The organism is Bradyrhizobium sp. 187, from assembly GCF_023101005.1.
Taxonomy (GTDB): Bacteria; Pseudomonadota; Alphaproteobacteria; order Rhizobiales; family Xanthobacteraceae; genus Bradyrhizobium; species Bradyrhizobium canariense_D.
The window spans coordinates 323,507-344,840 of record NZ_CP064694.1 but is presented as its reverse complement, the minus strand read 5'-3'; the positions used below and the strand labels follow the sequence as shown (position 1 = coordinate 344,840).

General features: G+C 62.5%; 19 protein-coding genes and 5 pseudogenes. 3 read left to right on the top strand and 21 right to left on the bottom strand.

Annotated elements, in window-relative coordinates:
* Positions 1 to 39: 39 nt before the first annotated feature.
* Positions 40 to 830 (bottom strand): annotated as a pseudogene (locus IVB19_RS38775) (transposase family protein); the annotation flags it as partial.
* 148 nt (positions 831 to 978) lie between these two features.
* Here IVB19_RS38775 and IVB19_RS38770 point away from each other — a divergent pair.
* The 3 genes and pseudogenes from IVB19_RS38770 to IVB19_RS38760 form a co-directional block, all read left to right on the top strand.
* Positions 979 to 1,220, top strand: a pseudogene (locus IVB19_RS38770) (IS256 family transposase); the annotation flags it as partial.
* A 291-nt stretch (positions 1,221 to 1,511) separates the two neighbouring features.
* Entirely contained in the window at positions 1,512 to 3,236 is a 1,725-nt protein-coding gene (locus IVB19_RS38765; protein WP_247821800.1) for a class I adenylate-forming enzyme family protein, read from the top strand.
* A 174-nt stretch (positions 3,237 to 3,410) separates the two neighbouring features.
* Positions 3,411 to 3,939, top strand: a pseudogene (locus IVB19_RS38760) (ATP-binding protein); the annotation flags it as partial.
* A gap of 17 nt (positions 3,940 to 3,956) precedes the next feature.
* On the opposite strand, the gene IVB19_RS38755 reads toward IVB19_RS38760, so the two are convergent.
* The 20 genes and pseudogenes from IVB19_RS38755 to IVB19_RS38655 all read right to left on the bottom strand — a co-directional run.
* Positions 3,957 to 4,744 (bottom strand): IS5 family transposase gene (locus IVB19_RS38755; RefSeq protein WP_524536802.1). Its coding sequence is split into 2 segments (ribosomal slippage): positions 3,957 to 4,381 and positions 4,381 to 4,744, totalling 789 coding nucleotides; the frame shifts between segments, so codons are not numbered across the junction.
* Positions 4,745 to 4,905: 161 nt separating this feature from the next.
* A complete protein-coding gene (locus tag IVB19_RS38745; RefSeq protein WP_247821798.1) occupies positions 4,906 to 5,316 on the bottom strand; it encodes a formyltransferase family protein in 411 nt (136 codons plus the stop codon).
* An 8-nt stretch (positions 5,317 to 5,324) separates the two neighbouring features.
* Complete coding sequence (gene hypE / locus IVB19_RS38740) at positions 5,325 to 6,365, bottom strand: hydrogenase expression/formation protein HypE (RefSeq protein WP_247821796.1); 1,041 nt, start codon at positions 6,363 to 6,365, stop codon at positions 5,325 to 5,327.
* On the bottom strand, positions 6,362 to 7,504 hold the full coding sequence (hypD, locus tag IVB19_RS38735; RefSeq protein ID WP_247821795.1) for a hydrogenase formation protein HypD: 1,143 nt from the start codon (positions 7,502 to 7,504) through the stop codon (positions 6,362 to 6,364). Before hypD ends, hypE begins: the two co-directional genes overlap by 4 nt.
* The gene (locus tag IVB19_RS38730; protein WP_247821792.1) at positions 7,501 to 7,737 is read right to left on the bottom strand and encodes a HypC/HybG/HupF family hydrogenase formation chaperone; all 237 of its coding nucleotides are present in this window, start codon (positions 7,735 to 7,737) and stop codon (positions 7,501 to 7,503) included. Before IVB19_RS38730 ends, hypD begins: the two co-directional genes overlap by 4 nt.
* A complete protein-coding gene (gene hypF / locus IVB19_RS38725; RefSeq protein ID WP_247821791.1) occupies positions 7,737 to 9,992 on the bottom strand; it encodes a carbamoyltransferase HypF in 2,256 nt (751 codons plus the stop codon). Before hypF ends, IVB19_RS38730 begins: the two co-directional genes overlap by 1 nt.
* Positions 9,989 to 10,873, bottom strand: coding sequence for a hydrogenase nickel incorporation protein HypB (gene hypB, locus IVB19_RS38720; protein WP_247821785.1), 885 nt, complete (start codon positions 10,871 to 10,873; stop codon positions 9,989 to 9,991). Before hypB ends, hypF begins: the two co-directional genes overlap by 4 nt.
* On the bottom strand, positions 10,873 to 11,214 hold the full coding sequence (gene hypA / locus IVB19_RS38715; protein WP_247821780.1) for a hydrogenase maturation nickel metallochaperone HypA: 342 nt from the start codon (positions 11,212 to 11,214) through the stop codon (positions 10,873 to 10,875). The genes hypB and hypA overlap by 1 nt, the downstream gene beginning before the upstream one ends.
* Positions 11,207 to 12,301 (bottom strand): nickel-dependent hydrogenase large subunit, encoded by a 1,095-nt coding sequence (locus tag IVB19_RS38710; RefSeq protein ID WP_247821778.1) that lies wholly within the window; start codon positions 12,299 to 12,301, stop codon positions 11,207 to 11,209. The genes hypA and IVB19_RS38710 overlap by 8 nt, the downstream gene beginning before the upstream one ends.
* Positions 12,298 to 12,813 carry a [NiFe]-hydrogenase assembly chaperone HybE gene (hybE, locus tag IVB19_RS38705; RefSeq protein ID WP_247821777.1) on the bottom strand — a complete coding sequence of 172 codons (516 nt, stop codon included), beginning with the start codon at positions 12,811 to 12,813 and terminating at the stop codon, positions 12,298 to 12,300. The genes IVB19_RS38710 and hybE overlap by 4 nt, the downstream gene beginning before the upstream one ends.
* On the bottom strand, positions 12,810 to 13,019 hold the full coding sequence (locus tag IVB19_RS38700; protein ID WP_247821775.1) for a rubredoxin: 210 nt from the start codon (positions 13,017 to 13,019) through the stop codon (positions 12,810 to 12,812). Before IVB19_RS38700 ends, hybE begins: the two co-directional genes overlap by 4 nt.
* The gene (locus tag IVB19_RS38695; protein ID WP_247821773.1) at positions 13,016 to 13,879 is read right to left on the bottom strand and encodes a hydrogenase expression/formation protein; all 864 of its coding nucleotides are present in this window, start codon (positions 13,877 to 13,879) and stop codon (positions 13,016 to 13,018) included. Before IVB19_RS38695 ends, IVB19_RS38700 begins: the two co-directional genes overlap by 4 nt.
* Positions 13,876 to 14,319, bottom strand: coding sequence for a thioredoxin domain-containing protein (locus IVB19_RS38690; RefSeq protein WP_247821771.1), 444 nt, complete (start codon positions 14,317 to 14,319; stop codon positions 13,876 to 13,878). Before IVB19_RS38690 ends, IVB19_RS38695 begins: the two co-directional genes overlap by 4 nt.
* 238 nt (positions 14,320 to 14,557) lie before the next feature.
* Positions 14,558 to 14,854, bottom strand: coding sequence for a HypC/HybG/HupF family hydrogenase formation chaperone (locus tag IVB19_RS38685; RefSeq protein ID WP_247821769.1), 297 nt, complete (start codon positions 14,852 to 14,854; stop codon positions 14,558 to 14,560).
* A gap of 25 nt (positions 14,855 to 14,879) precedes the next feature.
* The gene (locus IVB19_RS38680; RefSeq protein WP_247821767.1) at positions 14,880 to 15,473 is read right to left on the bottom strand and encodes a hydrogenase maturation protease HybD family protein; all 594 of its coding nucleotides are present in this window, start codon (positions 15,471 to 15,473) and stop codon (positions 14,880 to 14,882) included.
* A 9-nt stretch (positions 15,474 to 15,482) separates the two neighbouring features.
* Complete coding sequence (gene cybH / locus IVB19_RS38675; RefSeq protein WP_247821765.1) at positions 15,483 to 16,220, bottom strand: Ni/Fe-hydrogenase, b-type cytochrome subunit; 738 nt, start codon at positions 16,218 to 16,220, stop codon at positions 15,483 to 15,485.
* Positions 16,221 to 16,236: 16 nt separating this feature from the next.
* Positions 16,237 to 18,027: a nickel-dependent hydrogenase large subunit gene (locus IVB19_RS38670; RefSeq protein ID WP_247821763.1), complete on the bottom strand. Its 1,791-nt coding sequence runs from the start codon at positions 18,025 to 18,027 to the stop codon at positions 16,237 to 16,239.
* Between the two features lie 30 nt (positions 18,028 to 18,057).
* On the bottom strand, positions 18,058 to 19,149 hold the full coding sequence (locus IVB19_RS38665) for a hydrogenase small subunit (protein WP_247821762.1): 1,092 nt from the start codon (positions 19,147 to 19,149) through the stop codon (positions 18,058 to 18,060).
* A gap of 311 nt (positions 19,150 to 19,460) precedes the next feature.
* A pseudogene (locus IVB19_RS38660) lies at positions 19,461 to 19,995 on the bottom strand (nickel-dependent hydrogenase large subunit); the annotation flags it as partial.
* Positions 19,992 to 20,166: pseudogene (locus tag IVB19_RS38655) on the bottom strand (NADH-quinone oxidoreductase subunit B family protein); the annotation flags it as partial. The pseudogenes IVB19_RS38660 and IVB19_RS38655, both read right to left, overlap by 4 nt.
* Positions 20,167 to 21,334 lie beyond the last annotated feature (1,168 nt).

The following is a 21,334-nucleotide window of genomic DNA, read 5'->3' as shown; positions in this document are numbered from 1 at the left end:
AAGCAAATCGCCGCTGAAGTCGGCGTCTCGGCTGCGAGCGTAGGCCGCTTCCCCCGCCGGCTGGGACTCAACCGAGATCGCGACCTGGAGCCGGCCGAGCCGATGCGTCGCTAAGAGCGCGAGAAGCTTGGCGAGATGATCCACATCGAGATCAGCAAGCTCGGCTGCTGGCTTCTTGAAACCTGGCGAGCAGGCTGTCCAGAACCCGAGTGCGCAATTGGGATGACGAGCCGCGGCGCGACGCGGAGCCCGCGCCGCTTAAGATCAAGCAGCAGTTCGCGTCGATCCTGCGCGCTTTTGCGGGCATCATCGGTGATGCCGACCAGTTCCTTTCGGCCTTCCGGCATCGGGCCGATCATCACCAGGGTGCTCCGCTGCTCGTCTGCGACGCGTGCTTGGAGGTGGATGCCATCGGTGTCCACAGATCGCGCCTCTGCCACGCGACAGCCTCCTTCACACGGCCCGATGCGGACAACCCCGGCAGCATCCTTGCCCAGCAGCGCGGGGAGCGGAGAAGTCGCTAGTGGAGGTGCACTTCAAGTAAAGGATTGGCAGCAGCATCTTTGATCGATTCGAGCGGGACAACGCTGCTCGCGCGCTTCTAGCCAAACCCCACCGGCGGGCGCATTTAGAGCGGCAGGATCGGTGGAGAGAGCCGGATGCGGTCTGGATCGTTAACAGTCCGGCTCGCGATCGCCTACACACTGGCGTACGGCGACCGGACCGCTCCCGGTCATCTCGCGTTACGGCAGCTGCTCGTGGCTCACGACGCGCTGGTGGCCGTCCGAGGTCTTCAAATCGGCATGCTTGCCGAAAAAGTCCGCGACCTCGCCCTAACTCGAGCTCGCGGCTCATCGAATGCATCGGCCTGCCCGCACCTTCGTGCTCCCGCGGTGCCTCTGTCCCGATGGTCGCACCATACGCTACGATCTTGAAAATCGCAGCGGAACGTTGGCACCGAGAAATCTCATACCGGTTACCAACCCCATCGAAAGCACCTTCGCGACCGTTCGCCACCGCACCATCCGACCGAAGGGCTGCCTGTCCAACAGACGGCACTCGCGATGGTCTTCAAACTGCTCGAGGCCGCGCAGAGAAGCTGGCGCCGTCTCGATGGCCATAACCAGTTGCCAAAACTCGTTGTCGGTGTGACATTCAATGATGGGATCGAGGTCATCGCCAAGCCGACCGACCGTCAGCCCATAACCGCCGCCGCCTGACCGGCTCCGGCCGTCACCAAAATTTGGCGATAGCTCGATGGCCGTTGCGGGGGCCTGCTGGACTTGGCGATCGCAACCCGGGCATATGCTCATAGTGCGTTGAAAGTGCGGTGCTCAACGGCGAGTACCAGTTCGTCCATTATCGACAACATCATCGCTCTCGTCGACCGCTATCGCTCCACAATGCTGTGTCAAGTTTGAGTGCTGCTGGGACGGCAACACCGCTTGCTCACACAGCAAAGACAACATTGCCACCAAAGTAGGTAGCGTCTGGATCCTGGTTGATGATGTATGATCATCGAATGGAAACGGGCTTCTTGTACCAGAGCTGTGCTTGTCTTCGCTAACCGAGAGTTTCAAAAAATGCCGTCCACAAACGCAGTACAGATTTCGCGTGAAGATCGTGTTGCAAATGCGTTAAGAAAAATTGAGGAGTTTGAATCCGCATATGAGACAATCACGATCGGAGAGCTGGTGTCAAGGCGTGCGAGCACGCATGCATCAACTATCGCGCTCGACGTTTTTGAACGCGATGAGCGTGCTACCTACTTCGAGATGAATCGGGCGTCTAACCAGTATGCGCATGCGCTGCGTTCGCTGGGCGTGCGTAAGCGCGATCGAATTGGGGTGATGCTGCCCAATCGAATTGAGTTCCCCATCCTATGGTTCGCGATCGCCAAGCTCGGTGCGGTGATGGTCCCGATTGACATCCGCTGTACGCCGAGGGAAATCGAATACATCCTCAGCGATACACAGGCCAAGTTCGCTGTCGTCGACGAATCCGCGTGGTCAGTGTTCTCCGCAATAGATCCTTGGCCCCAAGACCTCGCCACAGAGCGAGTAATTCTCGTTGGACAGCCTTCCGACGGGACAGCCACCAGCCTAGATAAATTGCTTAAGGGCTCCAGCGACGCTCTGCTGGAGGAGGATATCCAACCCGACGATCTGGTGAACATCGAATATACCTCAGGAACAACCGGCTTTCCGAAGGGATGCATGTTAACGCACGAGTACTGGAGTGTGAGCTCGTACCAAGGGGTATGTGGGGACAGGGAGCCCTATCAAAGGTACCTGTCGACGCAATCTTTCGCGTATGGCGATACGAAGCAATATCTTCTTAAGTCCTATCGACAAGGTGGGACGCTCTACATGGCGCCCTCATTCAACGCTTCCCGCTTTATCCGTTGGATCAAGCAGCACCGCATCGAGTGGTGTGTGTTTTTCCAGCGGGCAGCACGCGACGCCGAGGCCGCCGACGAGAATGGGGAGACAAGCCTGAAGCAGACCCTTAATTGGGGCTGGAATCCTGACATGGTACGCAAATTCCGCAAGCGCTTTAGTGTGCACACCCAAGATGCTTTTGGAATGACGGAAATCTGGTTTGGTACACAAATGCCGAACGATTTTGACGAGATGGCTGACTCCGGTTCCGTGGGCATTCGGGCGCCGTTTCGCAACCTAAAATTGATGAATGACGATGGCGCAGCCACGTCGATTGGTGAAGTCGGCGAGCTTTGGGTAAGTGGCCGTGGAATTTTCAAGGGCTATTGGAATAGGCCGGAAACGAACGCCACTTCCTTCGAAAGCGAATGGTTTAAGACGGGAGACCTGCTGCGGCGCGACGAGCTAGGCTTTTATTGGCTGGTAGGACGCACGAAGGACATGATCCGGCGTTCGGGTGACAACATCGCTGCACGCGAGGTGGAGGCCGTGATTCTAGAGATTCCCGAAATTGCGGACGTGGCCGCCGTGCCCGTTCGCGATGCAGAGCGGGGTGAAGAGGTCAAGATATACGTGGAGCTGAAAGAAGGCCTTAAGCAAGGCGATCTGCCCGTGGAGCGCATTCTCGAACATGCCCGCGCCCGACTTGCTGGTTTCAAAGTGCCGCGATACGTCGCGTTTAGTCCGCGGCTTCCTAGAACCACATCCAGCAATAAAGTGCTCAAACGTGAATTAATGGCCGTGGGCAATCCGCTTTCCGGCGCTTACGATGCTGAGGAAAAGCGGTGGCGTTGAAGTCTACATTTTTTCCACGGGCGATTTCCGATTGGTCGGACCGCGAGATATCGTCGCATGAAGATCACGCTAGCAAAACTGCCTCTCGCTCCATCCTCCGCACCTGGTGCTGCAGCTCAAACTGCTCACCACCTATGAGTGCCTCGTGGGCGCCGGCGAGATCGGAGGTGCCGTATGAGCACGGCCAACACCGTCGACAACGCGCCTCAATCTGTTGCTGAACGAGTTGCGGCTGCCAACCATCAAAGTGCTGTGGCCGCAATGTGCCGAGCAGTCCGACATGGAAGGTTGGCCGAGGCCCGCTTCCTCGCCACCATTGCCGCGCACGACATCGTCGAACGCGGCCGCCGCCGCGTCGAGCGCTATCTCGTCGAGACGCGGTTGCCCGCCGGAACGACCTTCGATAATTTCCACTTCGAGGCCGTGCCGATGATCCCGAAGCCGCAGATGACCGCGTCACGGCGGCGATGGCTGGATCGGCAAGGGCGCCAATCTACTCCTTTTCGGTCCGCTCGGCGGAGGCAAGCAGTGATTGGCTTGGATCTCATCGAGAAAGGATGGAGCGTTCTCTTGAACCGCAGCAGCCGATGTTGTGCAGAAGCTCCGGTTGCGCGGCGCGAGCTCAACCTTGACGCGGCCATCAATCGTCTTCGATCGCTTCGATCTCGTGATCCTTGACGACCTCGCTTACGTTACCCAGGACTAGGCTAGGGTTCAGACTCAATTGATCCAATAAGCGACGAGAGCGGCGAGGTGGACGGCGGCCAAGAAGTTTCTGGCAAGTTTGTCGTAGCGAGTAGCAACACGCCTGAAATCCTTGAGCCGGCAGAAACAGCGCTCGATAACATTGCGCCCTTTATAGAGGCGCTTGCTGAAGCTGTGGAGGGTTACCCGGTTGGATTTGTTTGGAATGACGGGTTTCGCGCCGCGATTGACGATTTCGGCGCGAAAGCCGTCGCCATCGTAGCCTTTGTCCCCAATGAGGGAAGACATGGGCGGCGCGAGCTTCAAAAGGGCCGGCCCTGCGGCAATGTCTGCGGCTTGTCCCGGAGTGAGATGAAATGCGCAAGGTTTGCAATCAGGCTCGCTCAGCGCGTGGATTTTCGTGGTCCGCCCACCGCGCGAGCGGCCGATCGCCTGTTCACACTCCCCCCTTTTCCGCCGCTCGCCGAGCGATGCGCTTTGATCGAGGTGGAGTCGATCGACAAAGCCACTCGGTCCTTGCCGCAGCGGGCGAGCGCTTCAAAGATCGCCTGCCAATGTCCGCGCTTAGCCCAGCGATTGAAGATCTTCGTCGCCGCAGGTTTCAAGCTCTTCGGCGCGACACTCCGGACGTGGCCGATCCAGACCGCGCCGTCGACGGTCGCCCGGGCCAGCGCACCGTCGCACTGCGCCACCACGGTGCCGGGTTCGCCGGAGATGCCATGGGCCTCATGCGCATCGAACAGCCGGACGTCCTGCCAGAACATTCTGTCGGTCAGGCCGGGCATGCCATCGGCGCGGTCGATCTTGCGAAGCACCTCGACGGTTGTGTCGTGCTGCCAGTCGATCGCGCGATCCGCTTGCCGGCAGGGCCCCGCACGCGAATGCGCGGATCGCTCGCCATTGGCGCGGGCGCCTCGTGCCCGGCCTCGATCGCGGCAATGGCCTCGAGCACCGCCTCCACCGCTTAGGAGGTGACCTCGTTGCGGTAGATGCTGGACTTCGCGGCACGCCGCATCGGGAACGTACGATGGACCCAGATTGGACCGGCGTCGAATTCGCCATCCGCCTGCAGCACCGTGACACCCCACTGCGCGACGCCCTCGAGAATGGCCCCATCGAGAGCCGCAGGACCGCGGTCACCGGGCGGGCCGGGGTACACGATGAGGCAACGCACGGCACGCCAGACATCGTCCGGGATCGCCCCTTTCAAGAACGGCGCGATAACGAGGTCGGACCGATACAGCGCAATGCTTTCGCCGGTCACGTCGGGATGGATATCGAGCTCGACGGAGACCTCATGGCCACGCTCGCAGAGTCCGACATGCAGCCGCTGCGTCAAGTTGTTGAAGGAATGCGACAAAAGCAGAATGCGCATCCTGAGCGTCAACAGATCCGGGGTAATTGTTCGCCCGATAGCCAGTCGACGATCCTTCCGCCGCCAAAGCTCGTCGCCATCTGCACGAAATGGTGGTCGTCTGCCACGGCCTCGCCGATCTCGGCGGCATCACGGCCGAGCGGGTGTACCCGCATCGCCGCAAGCACGGCTGCTGCAACCTCGGGCGCCACAATCGCTGCCAGCTTCCCTTCGTTGGGGACGTAGAGCGGATCGAGCCCGAGCAGTTCGCAGGCCGCAGCAACACCGGGCTTCACCGGGATCGCCGCCTCCTGAAGTCGGAAGCCGAGGCCGGACTGCTGGGCGATCTCGTTCAGCGTCGCGGCGAGCCCACCGCGGGTGGGATCGCGCATCAAACGGATGCCCTCGCCGCCGGCCGCCAGCATGCACGCGACGAAATCATGCAACGACGCCGAATCCGATACGATCTCGGTCTCAAAAGCGAGGTTCCGGCGTTTGGACATGATGGCGACGCCATGATCCCCGAGCGTTCCAGAAATCAGGACACGATCGCCGACGCGGGCATTCCCGGCAGAGAGGTCGAGCCCGGCAGGCACGACACCGATCCCGGCGGTCGAGATGAACAGGCCGTCGGCCTTGCCGCGCTCGACGACCTTCGTGTCACCGGTGATGATGTAGACGCCCGCAGCTCGCGCGGCCTCGCCCATGGAATCCGCAATCATCTTCAGGTCGGAGAAACGAAAACCTTCCTCGATGATGAAGCTCGCCGAGAGATAGAGGGGCCGCGCGCCGGCCATGGCGATGTCGTTGACCGTGCCATGCACGGCGAGCGAGCCGATATTGCCGCCCGGAAAGAACAGCGGCGAGACCACATAGCCGTCGGTCGTCATCACCATGCGCCCGGCGCCGACATCGAACGCAGACTGGTCGTTGCCGCACGCCAGCCATTCATTGCCGAAGGCCTCGTGGAACAGGCCCGAGATCAGTTGCGACATCGCGCGGCCACCGGACCCGTGGGACAGGTCGACGCAGCCGTTCCTTATGTCGAGCTTGCGCTGATGGGCTTTCATGACGCCCGCCGTTGCTGATGATCGCGGAAGCGGCCGTAGGTCCAGTGTGCCGCACATGCACCCTCGGACGAGACCATGCAGGACCCCATCGGCGCCTCCGGCGTGCACACCGTGCCGAACAGCTTGCAGTCAACCGGCTTCTTCACGCCGCGCAGGATGGCGCCGCATTCACAGGCCGGATTGTCGGCAACCCGAAGCTCGTTCATGTCGAAGCGGACCTCGGCGTCGTATTTGTCGTAGCCCCGCTTCAGCTTGAGCCCGCTATAAGGCACTAGGCCGAGACCGCGCCACTCGAACTGGTCGCGCAGCTCGAAGATGTCGGAGACCTCCTCCTTGGCGCGCAGATTGCCATCACGGGTCACTGCGCGGCTATACTGGTTCTCGACCTCATGTCGGTGCTCGTTGACCTGCCGCACCAGCATCAAGATGGCCTGCATCATGTCAAGCGGCTCGAAGCCCGCGATCACCACCGGCCTGCCGAATTCTTCGGCAAAGAACTCGTACGGCTCGGTGCCGATGATGGTCGAGACATGGGCCGGCCCGACGAAGCCGTCGATCTCGACGCGGCCGATATTGCGGATATCAGGGCTTTCCAGGATGTTCTGCATCGCCGGCGGCGTCACCACATGGTTGCAGAACACGCTGACGTTCTTGAGCTGCTTCTTCTCGGCGAGCCGGATCATCACGGCCGTCGGCGGCGTCGTGGTCTCGAAGCCGATGGCGAAGAACACGACCGGGCGGCCGGGAATTTCTTCCGCAACACGGATTGCATCAATCGTGGAATAAACCATACGGACGTCGGCGCCGCGCGCCTTGGCCTTCAGCAGCGAGGCACCCTGCGAGCCCGGCACCCGCATCAGGTCGCCGTAGATGCAAAGGATCACGTCCGGCCGTTCGGCGAGCCGGATCGCCATGTCGATGCGTCCCGCTGGCAAGACGCAGACAGGGCAGCCGGGGCCGTGGATCATCCGCACGTTCTTCGGCAGCATGTCCTCCAGCCCGTAGCGGGAGATTGCATGCGTGTGGCCGCCGCAAAATTCCATGAAACGATAGGATTTTTGCGGGTCGGCCTCCGAGCGAATCGCCTTCGCCAATCCCACCGCGATCTCCTTGTCGCGAAACTCGTCGGCATATTTCATTGCGCGGCCTCCCGGCATTCGGCACCGATTTCACGCAACAGCTCCAGCGTCCGCTGCGCCTCCTCCGCATCGATCTTGGTCAGGGCGTAGCCCACATGGATGATCACGTAGTCGCCGACGGCGAGGTTTTCGATCAGCGCCACGGAGATCTCCTTGCTGACGCCATCGATCGAGACGACGGCCATGTCGTCGGGCAGGAGCTTTGTGACCTCAGCAGGTATCGCGAGACACATCAGGCGTTTCCTTCCGGGCCTTGGTGTTCGAGGAGTTGGAGCGCGGAGACCCAGGCCTGCCCGAGGCTGAGGCCGCCGTCATTGGACGGCACCTGGCGAGGCAGCAACGGCGAGAGCCCGGCGGCGACGCAGCCGCGCCCGATCTCGTCTGCGAGGATCGCGTTGAGGAAGCAGCCACCGCCCAGGATGACGGTCGTGACGCTGGTCTCCAGTGCCGCGCGCGCGATCCAGTCGATGCAGGCGGCGGCGAAGGTGCCATGGAAGAGCTCGGCCCCATCGACCGGATCGACCGCAAGGCGCTCGAGCAAGGGGAAAAGAGACAGCACGCCATTCTCGATCGTCCAGCCGTCCTCCGCGAGGCGCGGTGTGCGGACACGCGCTTCCAGCTTCATTGCGGCTTCGCCCTCGTAACTCTGCACCGGACAGAGACCAAGCAGCCCCGCCGCCGCGTCAAACAGCCGGCCGGCGCTGGTCGTCGTCGCCATGCCGGGCTGGTCGAGCATAGCGCAGAGACGCGCAGCCTGCGGCTGCATCGCAAAGCGCTTCGCAATCGCGTCGCCGCGCCGCAACGCGTGCAGCACGCTCGCGGCCATGCGCCACGGCTCGCGCGTCGCGCGATCGCCACCCGGCATCTTCATCGGCGCCAGATGTCCGAGCCGCCGGAAGCGTGCACCATCGCACGAGAGCAACTCGCCGCCCCAACTGCCACCGTCGCTGCCATAGCCGAAGCCGTCGAGTACCAGCGCCAACGCTGGCCCTGCGACGCCATGTTCCGCCATCACGGATGCCGCATGGGCATGGTGATGCTGGACCGCGATCAGCCGCCTGCCGCTGGCTTCGGCGAAACGGGTCGAGGCCATGTTCGGATGCAGGTCGTGGGCGATGACGACAGGCTCGATGTCCAGCGTCGAGAGCAGGTGATCCACCGTCTCCTCGAAAAAGCGAATGCCTTCCGCGGTGTCGAGATCGCCGATGTGCTGGGAGACGAAGGCTTCGTTGCCGCGGATGACGGTGACCGTCGACTTCAGCGCGCCGCCGACCGCAAGCACCGATGGGAGGGACTTCGCGAGCCTAATCGGCTCGGGAATATAGCCGCGGGCGCGGCGGATGAACTGCGCCCGGCCCGCGACCACCGACACGACAGAGTCGTCCGCGCGGGTGACGATGTCGCGGTCATGCGTGACGATCAGGTCGGCGATGCCGGCAAGCCGCCGTTTGGCCTCGTCATTGATGATCACCAGCGGCTCGCCGCCAGGATTGGCGCTGGTTGCCACGATCGCCCAACTTGCGCCGTCCGCTCGCGGATGCGCCGAATTGAGCGCCTTCAGCACCAGATGATGCAGCGGCGCGACGGGCAGCATGACGCCGATCCGCGACAGCTCCGGCGCAATCCCGCGCGCGAGCATATGGCGGGATCTCATCAACACGATGGGCCGCGGCGAGGATTCCAGCAGCGCGAGCGCGACCGCATCGATTTCAGCGATCTCGCCGACCACATCCGTCGAGCCGACCATGACGGCGAACGGCTTCTGGTTGCGATGCTTCCGCTGCCGCAGACGCCACACGGCCGCATCTTCACGGGCATTGCACAGCAATTGATATCCGCCGAGCCCCTTGATCGCGACGATCCTCCCGTCGGCGATCGCAGTGGCGATCTGTTTGGTATCATGACTGATCCTTGGCCCACATCGCGGGCAGGCAATTGCTTCGGCGTGGAAGCGACGGCTCGCCGGATCCGCATAGTCTGCTGCGCAGGCCTTGCACATCGCGAAGCGCCTCATCGCGGTGGCACGGCGGTCATAGGGCAGCCGCTCGGCGATGGTGTAGCGCGGGCCGCAATGGGTGCAGTTGACGAAAGGATAGAGATGGAAGCGGCTCGCCGGATCAAAAAGCTCGCTCAGACACTGCGGACAGGTCGCGGCATCGGCGGCGATCCGGGTCGAGACCTTGCCCTGCTCACTGGCGCGGATGTGGAACTCGTCGCTTTCGGTGATGCCGACCGATTGCATGGAAATCTCGTCTATCCGAGCCAGTGGCGGTTTTTCCAGCGGCAGCGCATGGACAAAATCGGCGGCGCGGTCGCCCTCGACCTCGATCACCACGCCATCGGGATCATTGGCAACGAAGCCGCCGAGCCGATAGCGCGCGGCGAGGCCGTAGACGTACGGACGAAAGCCCACGCCCTGCACGGCGCCGCGCACATGCAGGCGCAGCCGTCTTCGGTCTCGCGCCATGGCCTCGCCGCTCATGCTCATCCCGACACGGCCATCTCGGTCGGCTTCATCTGTGCAACTCGCTTACGAATCCAGGCATAGAATGCCGCAAAACCCTCACCGGTGCACGCCGACACGGTCAAAACCTCGATCTTCGGACTGACCCGGCGCGCATATTCGATCGTCCTTGCAAGATCAAAGTCGAGTACGGGCGCAAGATCGATCTTGTTGATCAGCATCAGAGAGGAGGCTGCGAACATGTCCGGATATTTCAGCGGCTTGTCCTCGCCTTCCGTGGTCGAGAACACCACGATCTTGCAGGCCTCGCCGAGATCGAACGCCGCGGGACAGACGAGATTACCGACGTTCTCGATGAAGAGGATGCCGCCGTTAAGCCAGGGCAAGCGGTTATAGGCTTCGCCGACCATGGCGGCATCGAGATGGCAGCCCTTGCCGGTATTGACTTGGATCGCCGGCACGCCGCTCGAGCGGATCCGTTCGGCATCGTTGGAGGTCCGTTGATCGCCTTCGATCACGCCAATGGGAAAGCCGTCCTTCAGCTCGGACACGGCGCGAACCAGAAGCGAGGTTTTTCCGGCGCCGGGGCTCGAGACCAGGTTGAAGACGAGCACGTCGTCGGTGCGGAAGCGCGCGCGGTTGTCGGCGGCAAGCCGATTGTTCTTGCCGAGAATGTCGCGCTCGACCTGGATGATGCGGTCCCTGCTCATGCCGGCGATCTGCTGGCCTGCCGGGTTGGCGCTGCAGTCGACCAGCCCGCCATCGCCAGGCGCGTGATCATGATGATGGTCGTGGCTGTACCCATGATGATGCGAATGATCGTACCCATGGGAATGATCATGGGAATGATCATCGGTGTGTTCGATGGACGCTTTGGCATCGCTGCAACCGCATACCGTGCACATCAGTCGACCTCCAGTTCCCTCACGCGCATCACTTCGCCGCCCGTGACCTGCAATTGATAGCTGCCGCAGGACGGACACGGCTCATAGCGCTGCTTGATCTCGACGCCTTTGGAGCAGGCCACGCACCAGGCCGCTCCCGGCGTCTCGACGATCTCGAGCCTTGCTCCTTGCGCAATGGTGCGTTCGGCGACGGCCTCGAAGCAGAACTTCATCGCCTCAGGCGCAACATGGCTGAACGCACCGATCTCCAGGCACACGACGTTCACCCTAGCGAAGGCGCGCTTGCGCGACTCCTCCTGGATAATCTCGATGATTCCCTCGCACAGCGCCATCTCATGCATGGCCGATCTCGCGGAAGCTGAGGCTGAAGCCGACGCACGGATCGAACGAGCCGACGAGCGTGCGGACCGCATCCAGCCCCTGCCGGCCCCCGGCGAGAACGGAGCCCTGGAGGCTGCGAACCAACGGCCCGCGGGCATGAAAATTCCACTCCGTCGGCGCCAAGAATTCGAACCGGACGATGCGGTCTTCATCGTCGAGCTCGACGGCATGATAGAGCCGGCCCCGCGCGCATTCTACGGCACCCGCGCCTCTTCCGGTCCCCAGCCGGTAGCTCTGGAGGACACCGTCCTCGACTGTCCCATCGTCCGCCTCGAGGAAGGCGCAGAGCCGCGCCACTTCCGCGATCCGCGCTTTCAGACGCTCGGCGGGCCCCGCGCCCGGCGGCAGGATCGGCTCACGCCCAACCCGCCGCGCCCAGACGCCGGTCTCCGGAATCCGGCCATGGAGATCAGGCGCATCGGAGAATATCGCGCCATCGGCAAGCAGCCGCATGACGATTTCGAGATCGTCGGCTGCCGACAGGAATGACTGTTCAACCACCGGCGGCAGCAAGGCATCGCCATCGCAATTCGCAAGATGTACCGCCAGCGCGCTGCCGGCCCCGGGGGTTTGCTCCTCGCTCGCGATCCCGAGCGCGGCGAGCGATGCCCTGATCTTCGCCACCGCCTCGCGGCGCGAGACCGCCTCCCCGCGCTCGGCGATGCTGCCACCCAGAACGGCCGTGGCCTCCATCATGGCACGAACGGCTGCGGCGCCGGCGCCGTCAAGCGTGAGACGGCCAACGAACAGGCCGCGTAACAATTCGGTCAGGCGTTCGGCGACGACAGCGACGACGCGACCGTGCTCGATCTGGAGACCGGCATCCTCGCCCCGCGCCGCCTCGACCGCGGACAGGAAAGCTACCTGATGCGCCATCGAGCACTGGGAGAACAGACGCGGCAGCACCGACGGCAATGACGAGGCCGGCTTTCCCGCGAACAAGCGGGTCAACGGCGGCCGGCTGCGCGGCCGGATCGCGACGTCGGCGATCGTGCCGCCGGCGAGCCACACCGTGATGTCGATCTCGTTGCGGAAGGCCAGGCTCATCCGCACCGCTCCGTCAGAACACAGCGCAGGAAGTTACGCCGATCGATCGGGCTTGTTGCGGGCTCGCGACGACGGACCGCCTCCTCGCTGTCGGCCGGCAGCATCAGCTCGGCGAGGGTCGCTTCGGCCGCCGCCCGCGCGGCGACTATGTCCGCAAACTGGAACATCGGCGAGAACAGCGAGCAGCTCGCGATCCGGCCCATTTCTCCGACCTCGCTGACAGTGAATTCGATATCGCCCGCAGGGAAGCGGCTTCGCAGGCTCGGGCCCGACGTATCGCGCGCGATCGCGCTCGCCGGCATCACCACGTTCATGAACCAGGGCGTGACCATGATGCCGATAGTCGTGCCGTTGAACCAGCGGAAACCGACCGCTTCGACGCCGAGCGCGTCGTTGTAGATCGGCAGATCGCGCATCGCGCGCTCGCCGATCTCCCGATAGCTTCCTGCCAAGAGCTCGCCCCACACTTCGGCGTCGGCGTCGCTGGCAGCAAGTTGCGCATCAGCCGTCATGACTCGATCGCCATGAACTTGGATTTTGGAGAGTCGCAGTTCGGGCAGCGCCAGTCTTTCGGCAAGGCCGCGAACGGAGTGCCGGGCGCGATCTGTGCCACCCCGTCGCCATCGGTGGGATCATAGACTGTCCAGCAGATGCCGCATTCCAGCCGCGTGACATCGGCGACGTCCTGGCGCACGCCAAAATTCTCGAACCCGCTCATTTGAAATAGGCCTCGATGATCTCCTGAAGCCGCTCAGCCGAGTCCTCGAAGTCCTCGTCAGCCGCAATCGCCACCGTCGGCACGCCGCCGACCTCCAGCGTATCGAGGATGATGGTGTCCATGGCGTTCAAGAACTGCACCGACCAGACATTGCGGATGCCCGTGGAGAGCACTCGGCAGGCACCATAGCCGCGAGAAACCAGTTGGATCGGCCCGTTCTTGATCGTGTCCTGGAGAAAACTCATGTCGACCGGGCTCATCGGCAGCAGCGTGAAATTGATGATGTGCGAGCGGATGCCCGGCCGCCATGCGAGCGCCCGCTCGCGGATCTCCGCAAGCACCGGCAGCACGTTCATGGTACCTTCGGGGGTCTGCCCGATCTCGAAATCCGCAGCCGTGAGATCGGCAGCGGCGCGCTTCACGATCTCCGGGATCGGGCCGACCTCGAGATATTCGTGATTGGCGTCGCTCTCGAGCCGCACGCGCCAGATCCCGGCCAGCACAGATTCCTGGATCTGCGCCAACGATCCATCGGGCAGCGCAACGACAGCGGCCACTTCGCCCTCGCCCATCACGTCGGCAATCAGCTTGCGCTCGAGATCGTTGAGATTGCCAAGCCGGAACAGTTGCGTCGGCATGCCGGCCTTCTGCCTCGCGATCGCTGCGGCCACCTTCGACAACAGCTCGATGGCGGTCGGGCAGATCCTGGCGAGTTCCGCGCTGTCGAGCGTGGCAAGCTTGGCCAAGGCACCGGCCGTGGTCAGGCTGCCGCTCGTCGCGTTCAGGCTCTCATCGCCGATCGGAAACACGTTGATAGGCTGCTCCGCGCTCTCGGGCGCCGTCCAGAAACCCGCTCTCATAGTTCGGCACCTTGGCGGTGCTGGGGAACGATGGTTGTCATGACAACGGCGCTCGTGCCGCGCGGACGGTCGATCAGCTTGGTGATGCGGTCGACATAGATCGACCAGTCCTGGATCTTCGCGATCAGCCCGAGTGTGTCGCCCTTAGCGACCAAGATCAGCGTCGGCTGCACGCGCACGCCAAAACGCTGGCCGAGTTCGCTCTCGGAACCGCGGGCGATCACCGCGGCACGCAACCGACCCTTGAATGCCTCGATCAGCTCCGGCAGCACGACCGCGACGTCGATCGCCTCCGGAAAACGCGCGGGGTCTCCCGCCGACAGCAACACGGCGATGGCGCCGGCCTCGTCGGTCGTATTCAGAAAACGATCGACCGTCGCAGCATCCACCTCCGGCAAGCCACGCCGCGCCAGATCCTGCTTTCCCTGCTGGAATTTCATCAGACCTCTCCTGACAAGCTTATGATTCTGCTGGGAATAGGGATCAGCAAGGTACGTGCCAAGGACGGTTATCACCTTTCCTGATTTATCTAGTTGATTTGAATCACATATTTCCACGACAGGAGATGCATCAACCCCAAGACGGAAAGCTAATTTCCATATCGGACGAAAATGAACTTAGCAGATAGAAATTTATCTTCCAGCGAGGACGCGGGCTCTCGCGGAGCGGGCTGCCGCCCTAATCAAGCCGGAGATGCTCGGGCAGTTGCGGCTCGCGGTCAATGAGGTCGGCGAAGAAGCGATCGCAATCCTCGCCATTGATCGCTGCGCCCAGACCGTCGATCGCGGCGCCGATCAGGCGCGCCTCGGCCTCATGCAGAAGCCGAACCGCGGTGTCGATAAAGACCAGCACCCTGGCACCGGCCGGCGGGTTCGAGAGCAGCAGCATCCAAACGCGCCGCTGCTCGCCTCGGAACTCGCACAGCGCCGATATCCCGTCAGTCTCAACGATCGTCATCGGCAAACCGAGGCACATGACGGATCTCCGACGGTGCAGCCGGTCAGGCCGGCCGCCCCCTCATCTCGTAATGCTGATGATCGATGTCGTTGGCGAGCAGCCGCTCCGATTCTGCCAACGGCGCGGTGCGCGGCATCACCTCGACGCCCCATTCGACCAGGATCTCGCAACCAAGCTCGAGCGCCGGCGCGATCTGATCGCGCACCGGCTTCGTCAGCGGCCCACCCCAATCCTCGAGGTCGAGCGGCTGGCAGCCGATCAATACGAGATGTCGCGGACAACGGCCAAGCAGGTCGGCCGCGCTGATGACCTCCTGGAAGCCGGTCTGGTGCAAGCTCATCTTCTTGGCGCCGGTGAAACGCGGCACCTCGTCGTCGCGAACGAGCTTCAACTGCCCGGGCTCGAGCCCATAGTCGATCGCGTCGAACACGATCAAACGATCCGCATCCTCCAGATAGTTCACGAGGTAGAGCCCCTGCGTGCCGCCGTCGAGAATGGTGACATTGTCGGACACGGCGTAGCGGCGGTGGAATTCCTCCACCGCACGCACGCCAAAGCCTTCGTCGGCCCACAGGATGTTGCCAATGCCGAGCACCAGGATGCGGTTTGCTTGCGAAGATGTCGGTATCGGTATCATTGCAGTTTCTCAGTCGCGGAATTGCCGCTCGCCGGAGATCATCGAGGAGATGATGCTCTGGTGCGACATGATGTCCTCACGCACCGCGGCGTAGATGTGCACCATCACGAACACGACCAGCGCCCACATGCCGAGATGATGGCAGGTGTGAACGTCCTGGCTGTTCGGCCAGATCGCGAACACCCAGCCGAACAGCTTGCGCTGCCAACTGTCGCTGCCCGCACCTTCCGAATAGAGCGCAAAGCCGGTAACGATCATGAACGCCACGAACAGCGTGAAGCCCGTGAACATCGCGGTCCGCGCCAGCGGGTTGTGGCCGACATACATCTTCGGCTCGCGCTCCAGGAACGCATACCAGCGGATTTCATGCAGCACTTCCTTCCAGAAGTGCTTGCGATGCACCGGCAGATAGAAAATCTGCCGGGAATGGTGATTTCCGACGAAGGCCCACAGAATGCGGGCAAGGAAGAATACGGCCAGCACCTGCCCCGCCGCGAAATGGGCAAAGCGGATATAGCCCATCACGAAGTTCGCCGAGGCCTCGCCCTCGACCGACGGCAATGGCGTTCCGATCAGATATCCGGTCACCATCAGCACGATGATCGAGGACGCGTTCACCCAATGGCAGATCCGCACCGGCGCTTCGTAGACGTAGACGGCGGGACGGTCGACTTCGCCGGCCGCATCGGCCGCTATCGCGGAGAGGTCCGGCTCGGCTTCCGCCGGACGTGCAGCTACATCCATCATGGCGTTTCCCCCTGCTTCACCTGACCTTGACGCTGGCCATTTCCTGCCCGTCCGGACTCATGACATGCGTGGAGCAGGCCAGGCACGGATCGAAGGAATGGATCGTGCGCAGGATCTCCAAAGGCTCCTCGGGATTAACCATCGGGGTGTTCATCAGCGAGGCCTCGAATGCACCGATGTTCCCTTGCGGATCGCGCGGTGAGCCGTTCCAGGTGGTCGGCACCACGCACTGGTAGTTGTCGATCTTGGCTTCCTTGATCTTGATCCAGTGCGCGAGCGCGCCGCGCGGCGCCTCGGTAAAGCCAAAACCCTTGGCCTCCTTCGGCCAACTCTCCGGCTTCCACTTGTCGACGTTCGCGGTCGAGCTGTCGCCGGCCTTGATGTTGGCGACGAGCTTGTCCTGGAAGTAGCGCATTTGTCGTCCGGCCCAGACCGACTCCAGCGCGCGCGCCGCCGTGCGACCGAGCGTCGAGAATAGCGCCGACAGCGGAAGGTCCATATCCTTCAGGAACTTGTCGACAGGATCCTTGAACTCGGCCTTGTTCTGCGCATGGCCCACCACCCAACGCGCCAGCGGGCCAACCTCCATGGCGTGACCCCGCCAGCGCGGCGCCTTGATCCATGAATATTTTCCGCCCTCATCGAGCTGCTCGATCGCGGTCTTGGTGCCTTTCGCATTGGGCCCCAGCACGTATTTCGGCTCGGTCACGCCGTCCCAGGGATGCAGTCCCTTGGTTTCGTCGGGATATTTGTACCAGGAGTGAACCACGAACTCCTGGATCTCATCGGGGTTGGCATGATCGACGGGAAGCACCTCCGAGAGATTGCCGTTGATGATGGCGCCCCGCGGCAGCTTCAGGCTCTTGGACGAGTAGTCGTTGGCGTGTTCCGGCACGTCGCCGTAAGAGAGTACGCTCTTGCCGGAAAGACCGCCGCCGTAGAGCCAGTCCTTGTAGAACGAACCGATCGCCGCCACGTCGGGCAGGTAGACCTGCTCGTTGAACTCGATCAGGCGATCGATGATCGACGAGATCAGGTTCAGGCGCTCGATGTTGATGGCACCGACCGCGCCGGTGCCGTCGACGTTGATCGGACAGGGCACGCCGCCCACGAGCCAGTTCGGATGCGGATTCTTGCCGCCGAAGATGGTGTGGATCTTGACGATCTCCTTCTGAAAATCGAGCGCCTCCAGATAGTGCGCGACCGCCATCAGATTGGCCTCGGGCGGCAGCTTGTAGGCCTTGCTGCCCCAATAGCCGTTCTTGAAGGGCCCCAACTGCCCCGACTCGAAGAACTTCTTGAGACGGATTTGCAGGTCCTTGAAGTAACCTGGCGACGACAGCGGCCAGCTCGAGATCGACTGCGCGAGCGTCGAAGTTGCCCGCGAGTCGGCCGAAAGCGCGGAGACCACATCGACCCAATCCAGCGCGTGCAGGTGATAGAAGTGAACGACGTGATCGTGCACCTGCAAGGCAAGCTGCATCAGATTGCGGATCGAATTGGCGTTCTCCGGAATGGTGATATCGAGCGCGTTCTCGACCGCGCGCACCGACGTCAGCGCGTGCGTGCCGGTGCAGACGCCGCAGATCCGTTCTGTGAACGCCCAGGCGTCGCGGGGATCGCGGTTCTTCAGGATCACCTCGATCCCGCGCCACATCGTGCCGGTGGAGACTGCGTTTCGGATGACGTTGTCGACGTCAACATTGACCTCGACCCGCATGTGACCTTCGATACGGGTCACCGGATCGACGACGATGCGCTTGCCGGAATTGTCGAGATTGAAGCCGTTGGGAGTTTGGATACCCATGATTTTCTTACCCTTGGACCCCTTTGGCGCTTAGCTGGTGTGGTGCGCGTCTTCGCGCTTGCCGGCGAGCCGCTTCACCGCGGTCACCGCTGCATGCGCGGCGACTGCCGCACCGACGGCTCCGGCCGCCACCATGCCGATCTGGTCGGCGTTCTTCTCGATGCCGAACTGCTTGATGTTGGTGAGACGGTCGTAGAACGAACCCTTGTCCCAGAATCCGTCTTCCGAGCAGCCGATGCAGCCATGGCCCGACTGGATCGGGAAGGAGACGCCGCCATTCCAGCGCACGGTCGAGCAGGCGTTGTAGGTGGTCGGGCCCTTACAGCCCATCTTGTAGAGACAATAGCCCTTGCGCGCCGCCTCGTCGTCCCACTCCTCGACGAACTGGCCGGCGTCGAAATGCGGCCGCCGATAGCACTTGTCGTGGATTCGCTGCGAGTAAAACATCTTCGGCCGGCCCTGACGGTCGAGCTCGGGCAATTTGCCGAAAGTGGTGATGAAGGTGACGATGCCGGTCATCACTTCGGCGATCGGGGGGCATCCCGGCACCTTGATGACCGGCTTGTTGGCGATGACCTTGTCGATGGGCGTCGCCTGCGTCGGATTGGGCTTGGCCGCCTGCACGCAGCCCCAGGAGGCGCAAGCGCCCCAGGCGATGATCACCATCGCATCCTCCGCCATCATCTTCAGCTTCTCGACGAACGGCTTGCCGCCGTCGATGCAGAACATGCCGCCTTCGTTCAGCGGCGGATTGCCTTCCACCGCGAGAATGTATTGCCCTTTGTGCTTGGTGCGGGTCTCTTCGAGGATCGCCTCCGCCTGGTGGCCTGCGGCCGCCATGATGGTGTCGTCATAGTCGAGCGAGATCATCGAGAGCACGGCATCCTTCACCAGCGGGTGCGCGGAACGAATGAAGCTCTCGGAACAGCAGGTGCATTCGAGGCCGTGCATCCAGATCACCGGCACGCGCGGCTTGGTCTCGAGCGCGTTCGCGATGCGGCTCGCCGCCAGCGGCCCGAGGCCGAGACTCGTCGCAGTCAGGCAGCAAAATTTGTGAAAGCTCCGACGCGCGATACCTTGTCGCCTGATCACGCTGTAAAACGTTTCCGTCGCCGCGCCCATGAATCCTCCCGCCTCGGCTTTGACTTGCCTATGACGCCAAGGACAGCAAGAAGCAGGCCAAGCACTGGACGTAAGGAAGTAGAGTGATACCAAATTGTTGCAGATTTGAACTGCTCGAATTGCGGTGCGCGCGCATGCCCCGACCGAGAAAAGCGGAAACAATTCGATTTCAGGCGACAAGGAAGTTTCCGCCCCCGCGCGAGAGACCACTCAATGCGCGGTGCATACGATCCAGGAATCGAACGAGCGCATGACGTGCCGGATGGCGACCGAGCGTGCGCCGGCGTCGCCTATATCGGGTGCCGATCAGCGCCTGTCTCCAGCGGGCCGCCGACATCGGCCAGCTGGAAGGCCAGACTATGCAGCCACTTCCCGCCGAAGATACCCATGGGTTCGAGCAGCCGCGCCCGCGCCGGCAAGACATCGCGTGCCGCAGTGCCGCGCGTCGCTGCGAAACGGTCCCGTGTCTCGTCATGCGCGCGGCACAGGCCTCGCGAGCGAAGTCCGGCATGAAGAAGATGTAGAAGCGCGTGAGATGATCAGCGGCATTCTCCGCCGCATGCGCGAGATTGGTGGCGAGCAACCCGTTCGGCGCGACCTCGGCCGCCATCGCATCGCGAAGAGCGGCAGCCGCGGCGACCGACTGCAAGACTGAGCAGATGCCGCAGATCCGCGGCCCCAGCGCCAGCGCGTCGTCGAGGGGCGGACGCCCCTCCAGGATCTGCTCGAAGCCGCGATACAGCGGCGCCGCCACCTCCTCGCGCATGACCCGCCCACTCTCGACATCGAGGCCAACTTCGAGATCGCGCACGACGCGTTGAGCGGTCCGATCGTGATGCGCGTCATGGCGTGCGCTTGGCCGTCGGGCGGCCGGGCGGCACGACCACGTGGTCCGCGGTCCGCATTCAGCCGCACCCGCCGCGGCGTCGCCGACTTCGACAGGGCCGCGAGCGCCACGAACCAGGCCTTGGGCATGTCGGTCGGAAGTCCGACGGGAATGCCGGCAAGCTTTGCGGATGTCTCTCTCCACAGTGAACGCGAAGCGACTTGCTCCGGCGCGACATCCCTCGGTACATTTGGCGCGTACGCGCGATGTTCGAAAGACAACCAATCTTCGACTTGCTTTTTGACGCGACAATCATCTTCAAGGGAGCCACGTGACCGGGCTGGCTTATCGGCCCGATATGTGCAGTTTTCGCTTCGCTGGCGAGAACGCCTGAATTCCAACAGCGCAAAGCGACGGCGACTCCGAACAGACACGTGGACAAACGTTGGAATGGCTCATTGACCACCTGGATGAATTCCAAGCAGCGGCGGCCGTCGGCGCGACTCCTTCCGGTTCGCACTCCACGCCCGTGCTGCCGTCTGCAAACCGTGCCCCGACGCCTCAGTGAGCGAACAGAGCGCGGCGGCTATACTCAAAACGCGAGAGGCGGCGAGCCGCTTTTCGAGCGGGCGCTAACGAATAAATAGGCCGAAGGGGCGACACCTTAAGCTCATAAGAAGTTGGAACGTGGCCCTGGGCCTCAGCGGGTCAATCCCTCTGATCTGCGGCGGCCGCTTTATCGGCAAGGTCCTCGCGAACTGACGCATCTATGTCGCCACCGGGCAGTGTCTAGCGCACCCTCAACGCGCCCTTGGCCGGCAAATATCGCCGCAGACGTGGCTTGCCCCATCAGTAGAGACCGTTCGGGCCTCGGCTGATCCGAACTCCTCTTCAATCGCGGGACACACCAACTTCACGTCCGGCTCGAAGACGAAGCCGCGTAGCACAGGGCGTCACTTCGGCTTGATCTGGACGTCACCACGGCAGAATGCCTAAGCCGCGCGACTTTCCCGGTCGCGTTAATGTCGAGATCGCCCAGCAATGATCAGAACAAAAATTTAGCTGTCTGTGAAGCTCCACTGTCACATTCAACGGGTCCTAGTCATTGTATTCGTTTTGGGCACAGCTGAGCCACTGACTGCCACCTCAAAACTAAACATCGTTGTCAAACGTTTTGATGGACCATCAGGACGCTAGGACATGCCGGGCCCCCATCGTTAGATTCTAAGTTTTCAGGATTTTGCGCCATGTCATATCCACCCCCTCAAACCAAGCTGCATGCTGTGCTGAGAAGTGCTCTGGAGGATGCTGTCCAGATCGCGCCTGAAGCAAAGCGGACGTCTTCATTGAAGGCTTGCC

Excerpts from the sequence above, each read along its gene's own strand:
- IVB19_RS38765 (WP_247821800.1), top strand. The coding sequence starts at position 1,512 with ATGATCATCGAATGGAAACGGGCTTCTTGTACCAGAGCTGTGCTTGTC.
- IVB19_RS38745 (WP_247821798.1), bottom strand. The coding sequence starts at position 5,316 with ATGCGCATTCTGCTTTTGTCGCATTCCTTCAACAACTTGACGCAGCGG.
- hypE (WP_247821796.1), bottom strand. The coding sequence starts at position 6,365 with ATGAAAGCCCATCAGCGCAAGCTCGACATAAGGAACGGCTGCGTCGAC.
- hypD (WP_247821795.1), bottom strand. The coding sequence starts at position 7,504 with ATGAAATATGCCGACGAGTTTCGCGACAAGGAGATCGCGGTGGGATTG.
- IVB19_RS38730 (WP_247821792.1), bottom strand. The coding sequence starts at position 7,737 with ATGTGTCTCGCGATACCTGCTGAGGTCACAAAGCTCCTGCCCGACGAC.
- hypF (WP_247821791.1), bottom strand. The coding sequence starts at position 9,992 with ATGAGCATGAGCGGCGAGGCCATGGCGCGAGACCGAAGACGGCTGCGC.
- hypB (WP_247821785.1), bottom strand. The coding sequence starts at position 10,873 with ATGTGCACGGTATGCGGTTGCAGCGATGCCAAAGCGTCCATCGAACAC.
- hypA (WP_247821780.1), bottom strand. The coding sequence starts at position 11,214 with ATGCATGAGATGGCGCTGTGCGAGGGAATCATCGAGATTATCCAGGAG.
- IVB19_RS38710 (WP_247821778.1), bottom strand. The coding sequence starts at position 12,301 with ATGAGCCTGGCCTTCCGCAACGAGATCGACATCACGGTGTGGCTCGCC.
- hybE (WP_247821777.1), bottom strand. The coding sequence starts at position 12,813 with ATGACGGCTGATGCGCAACTTGCTGCCAGCGACGCCGACGCCGAAGTG.
- IVB19_RS38700 (WP_247821775.1), bottom strand. The coding sequence starts at position 13,019 with ATGAGCGGGTTCGAGAATTTTGGCGTGCGCCAGGACGTCGCCGATGTC.
- IVB19_RS38695 (WP_247821773.1), bottom strand. The coding sequence starts at position 13,879 with ATGAGAGCGGGTTTCTGGACGGCGCCCGAGAGCGCGGAGCAGCCTATC.
- IVB19_RS38690 (WP_247821771.1), bottom strand. The coding sequence starts at position 14,319 with ATGAAATTCCAGCAGGGAAAGCAGGATCTGGCGCGGCGTGGCTTGCCG.
- IVB19_RS38685 (WP_247821769.1), bottom strand. The coding sequence starts at position 14,854 with ATGTGCCTCGGTTTGCCGATGACGATCGTTGAGACTGACGGGATATCG.
- IVB19_RS38680 (WP_247821767.1), bottom strand. The coding sequence starts at position 15,473 with ATGATACCGATACCGACATCTTCGCAAGCAAACCGCATCCTGGTGCTC.
- cybH (WP_247821765.1), bottom strand. The coding sequence starts at position 16,220 with ATGATGGATGTAGCTGCACGTCCGGCGGAAGCCGAGCCGGACCTCTCC.
- IVB19_RS38670 (WP_247821763.1), bottom strand. The coding sequence starts at position 18,027 with ATGGGTATCCAAACTCCCAACGGCTTCAATCTCGACAATTCCGGCAAG.
- IVB19_RS38665 (WP_247821762.1), bottom strand. The coding sequence starts at position 19,149 with ATGGGCGCGGCGACGGAAACGTTTTACAGCGTGATCAGGCGACAAGGT.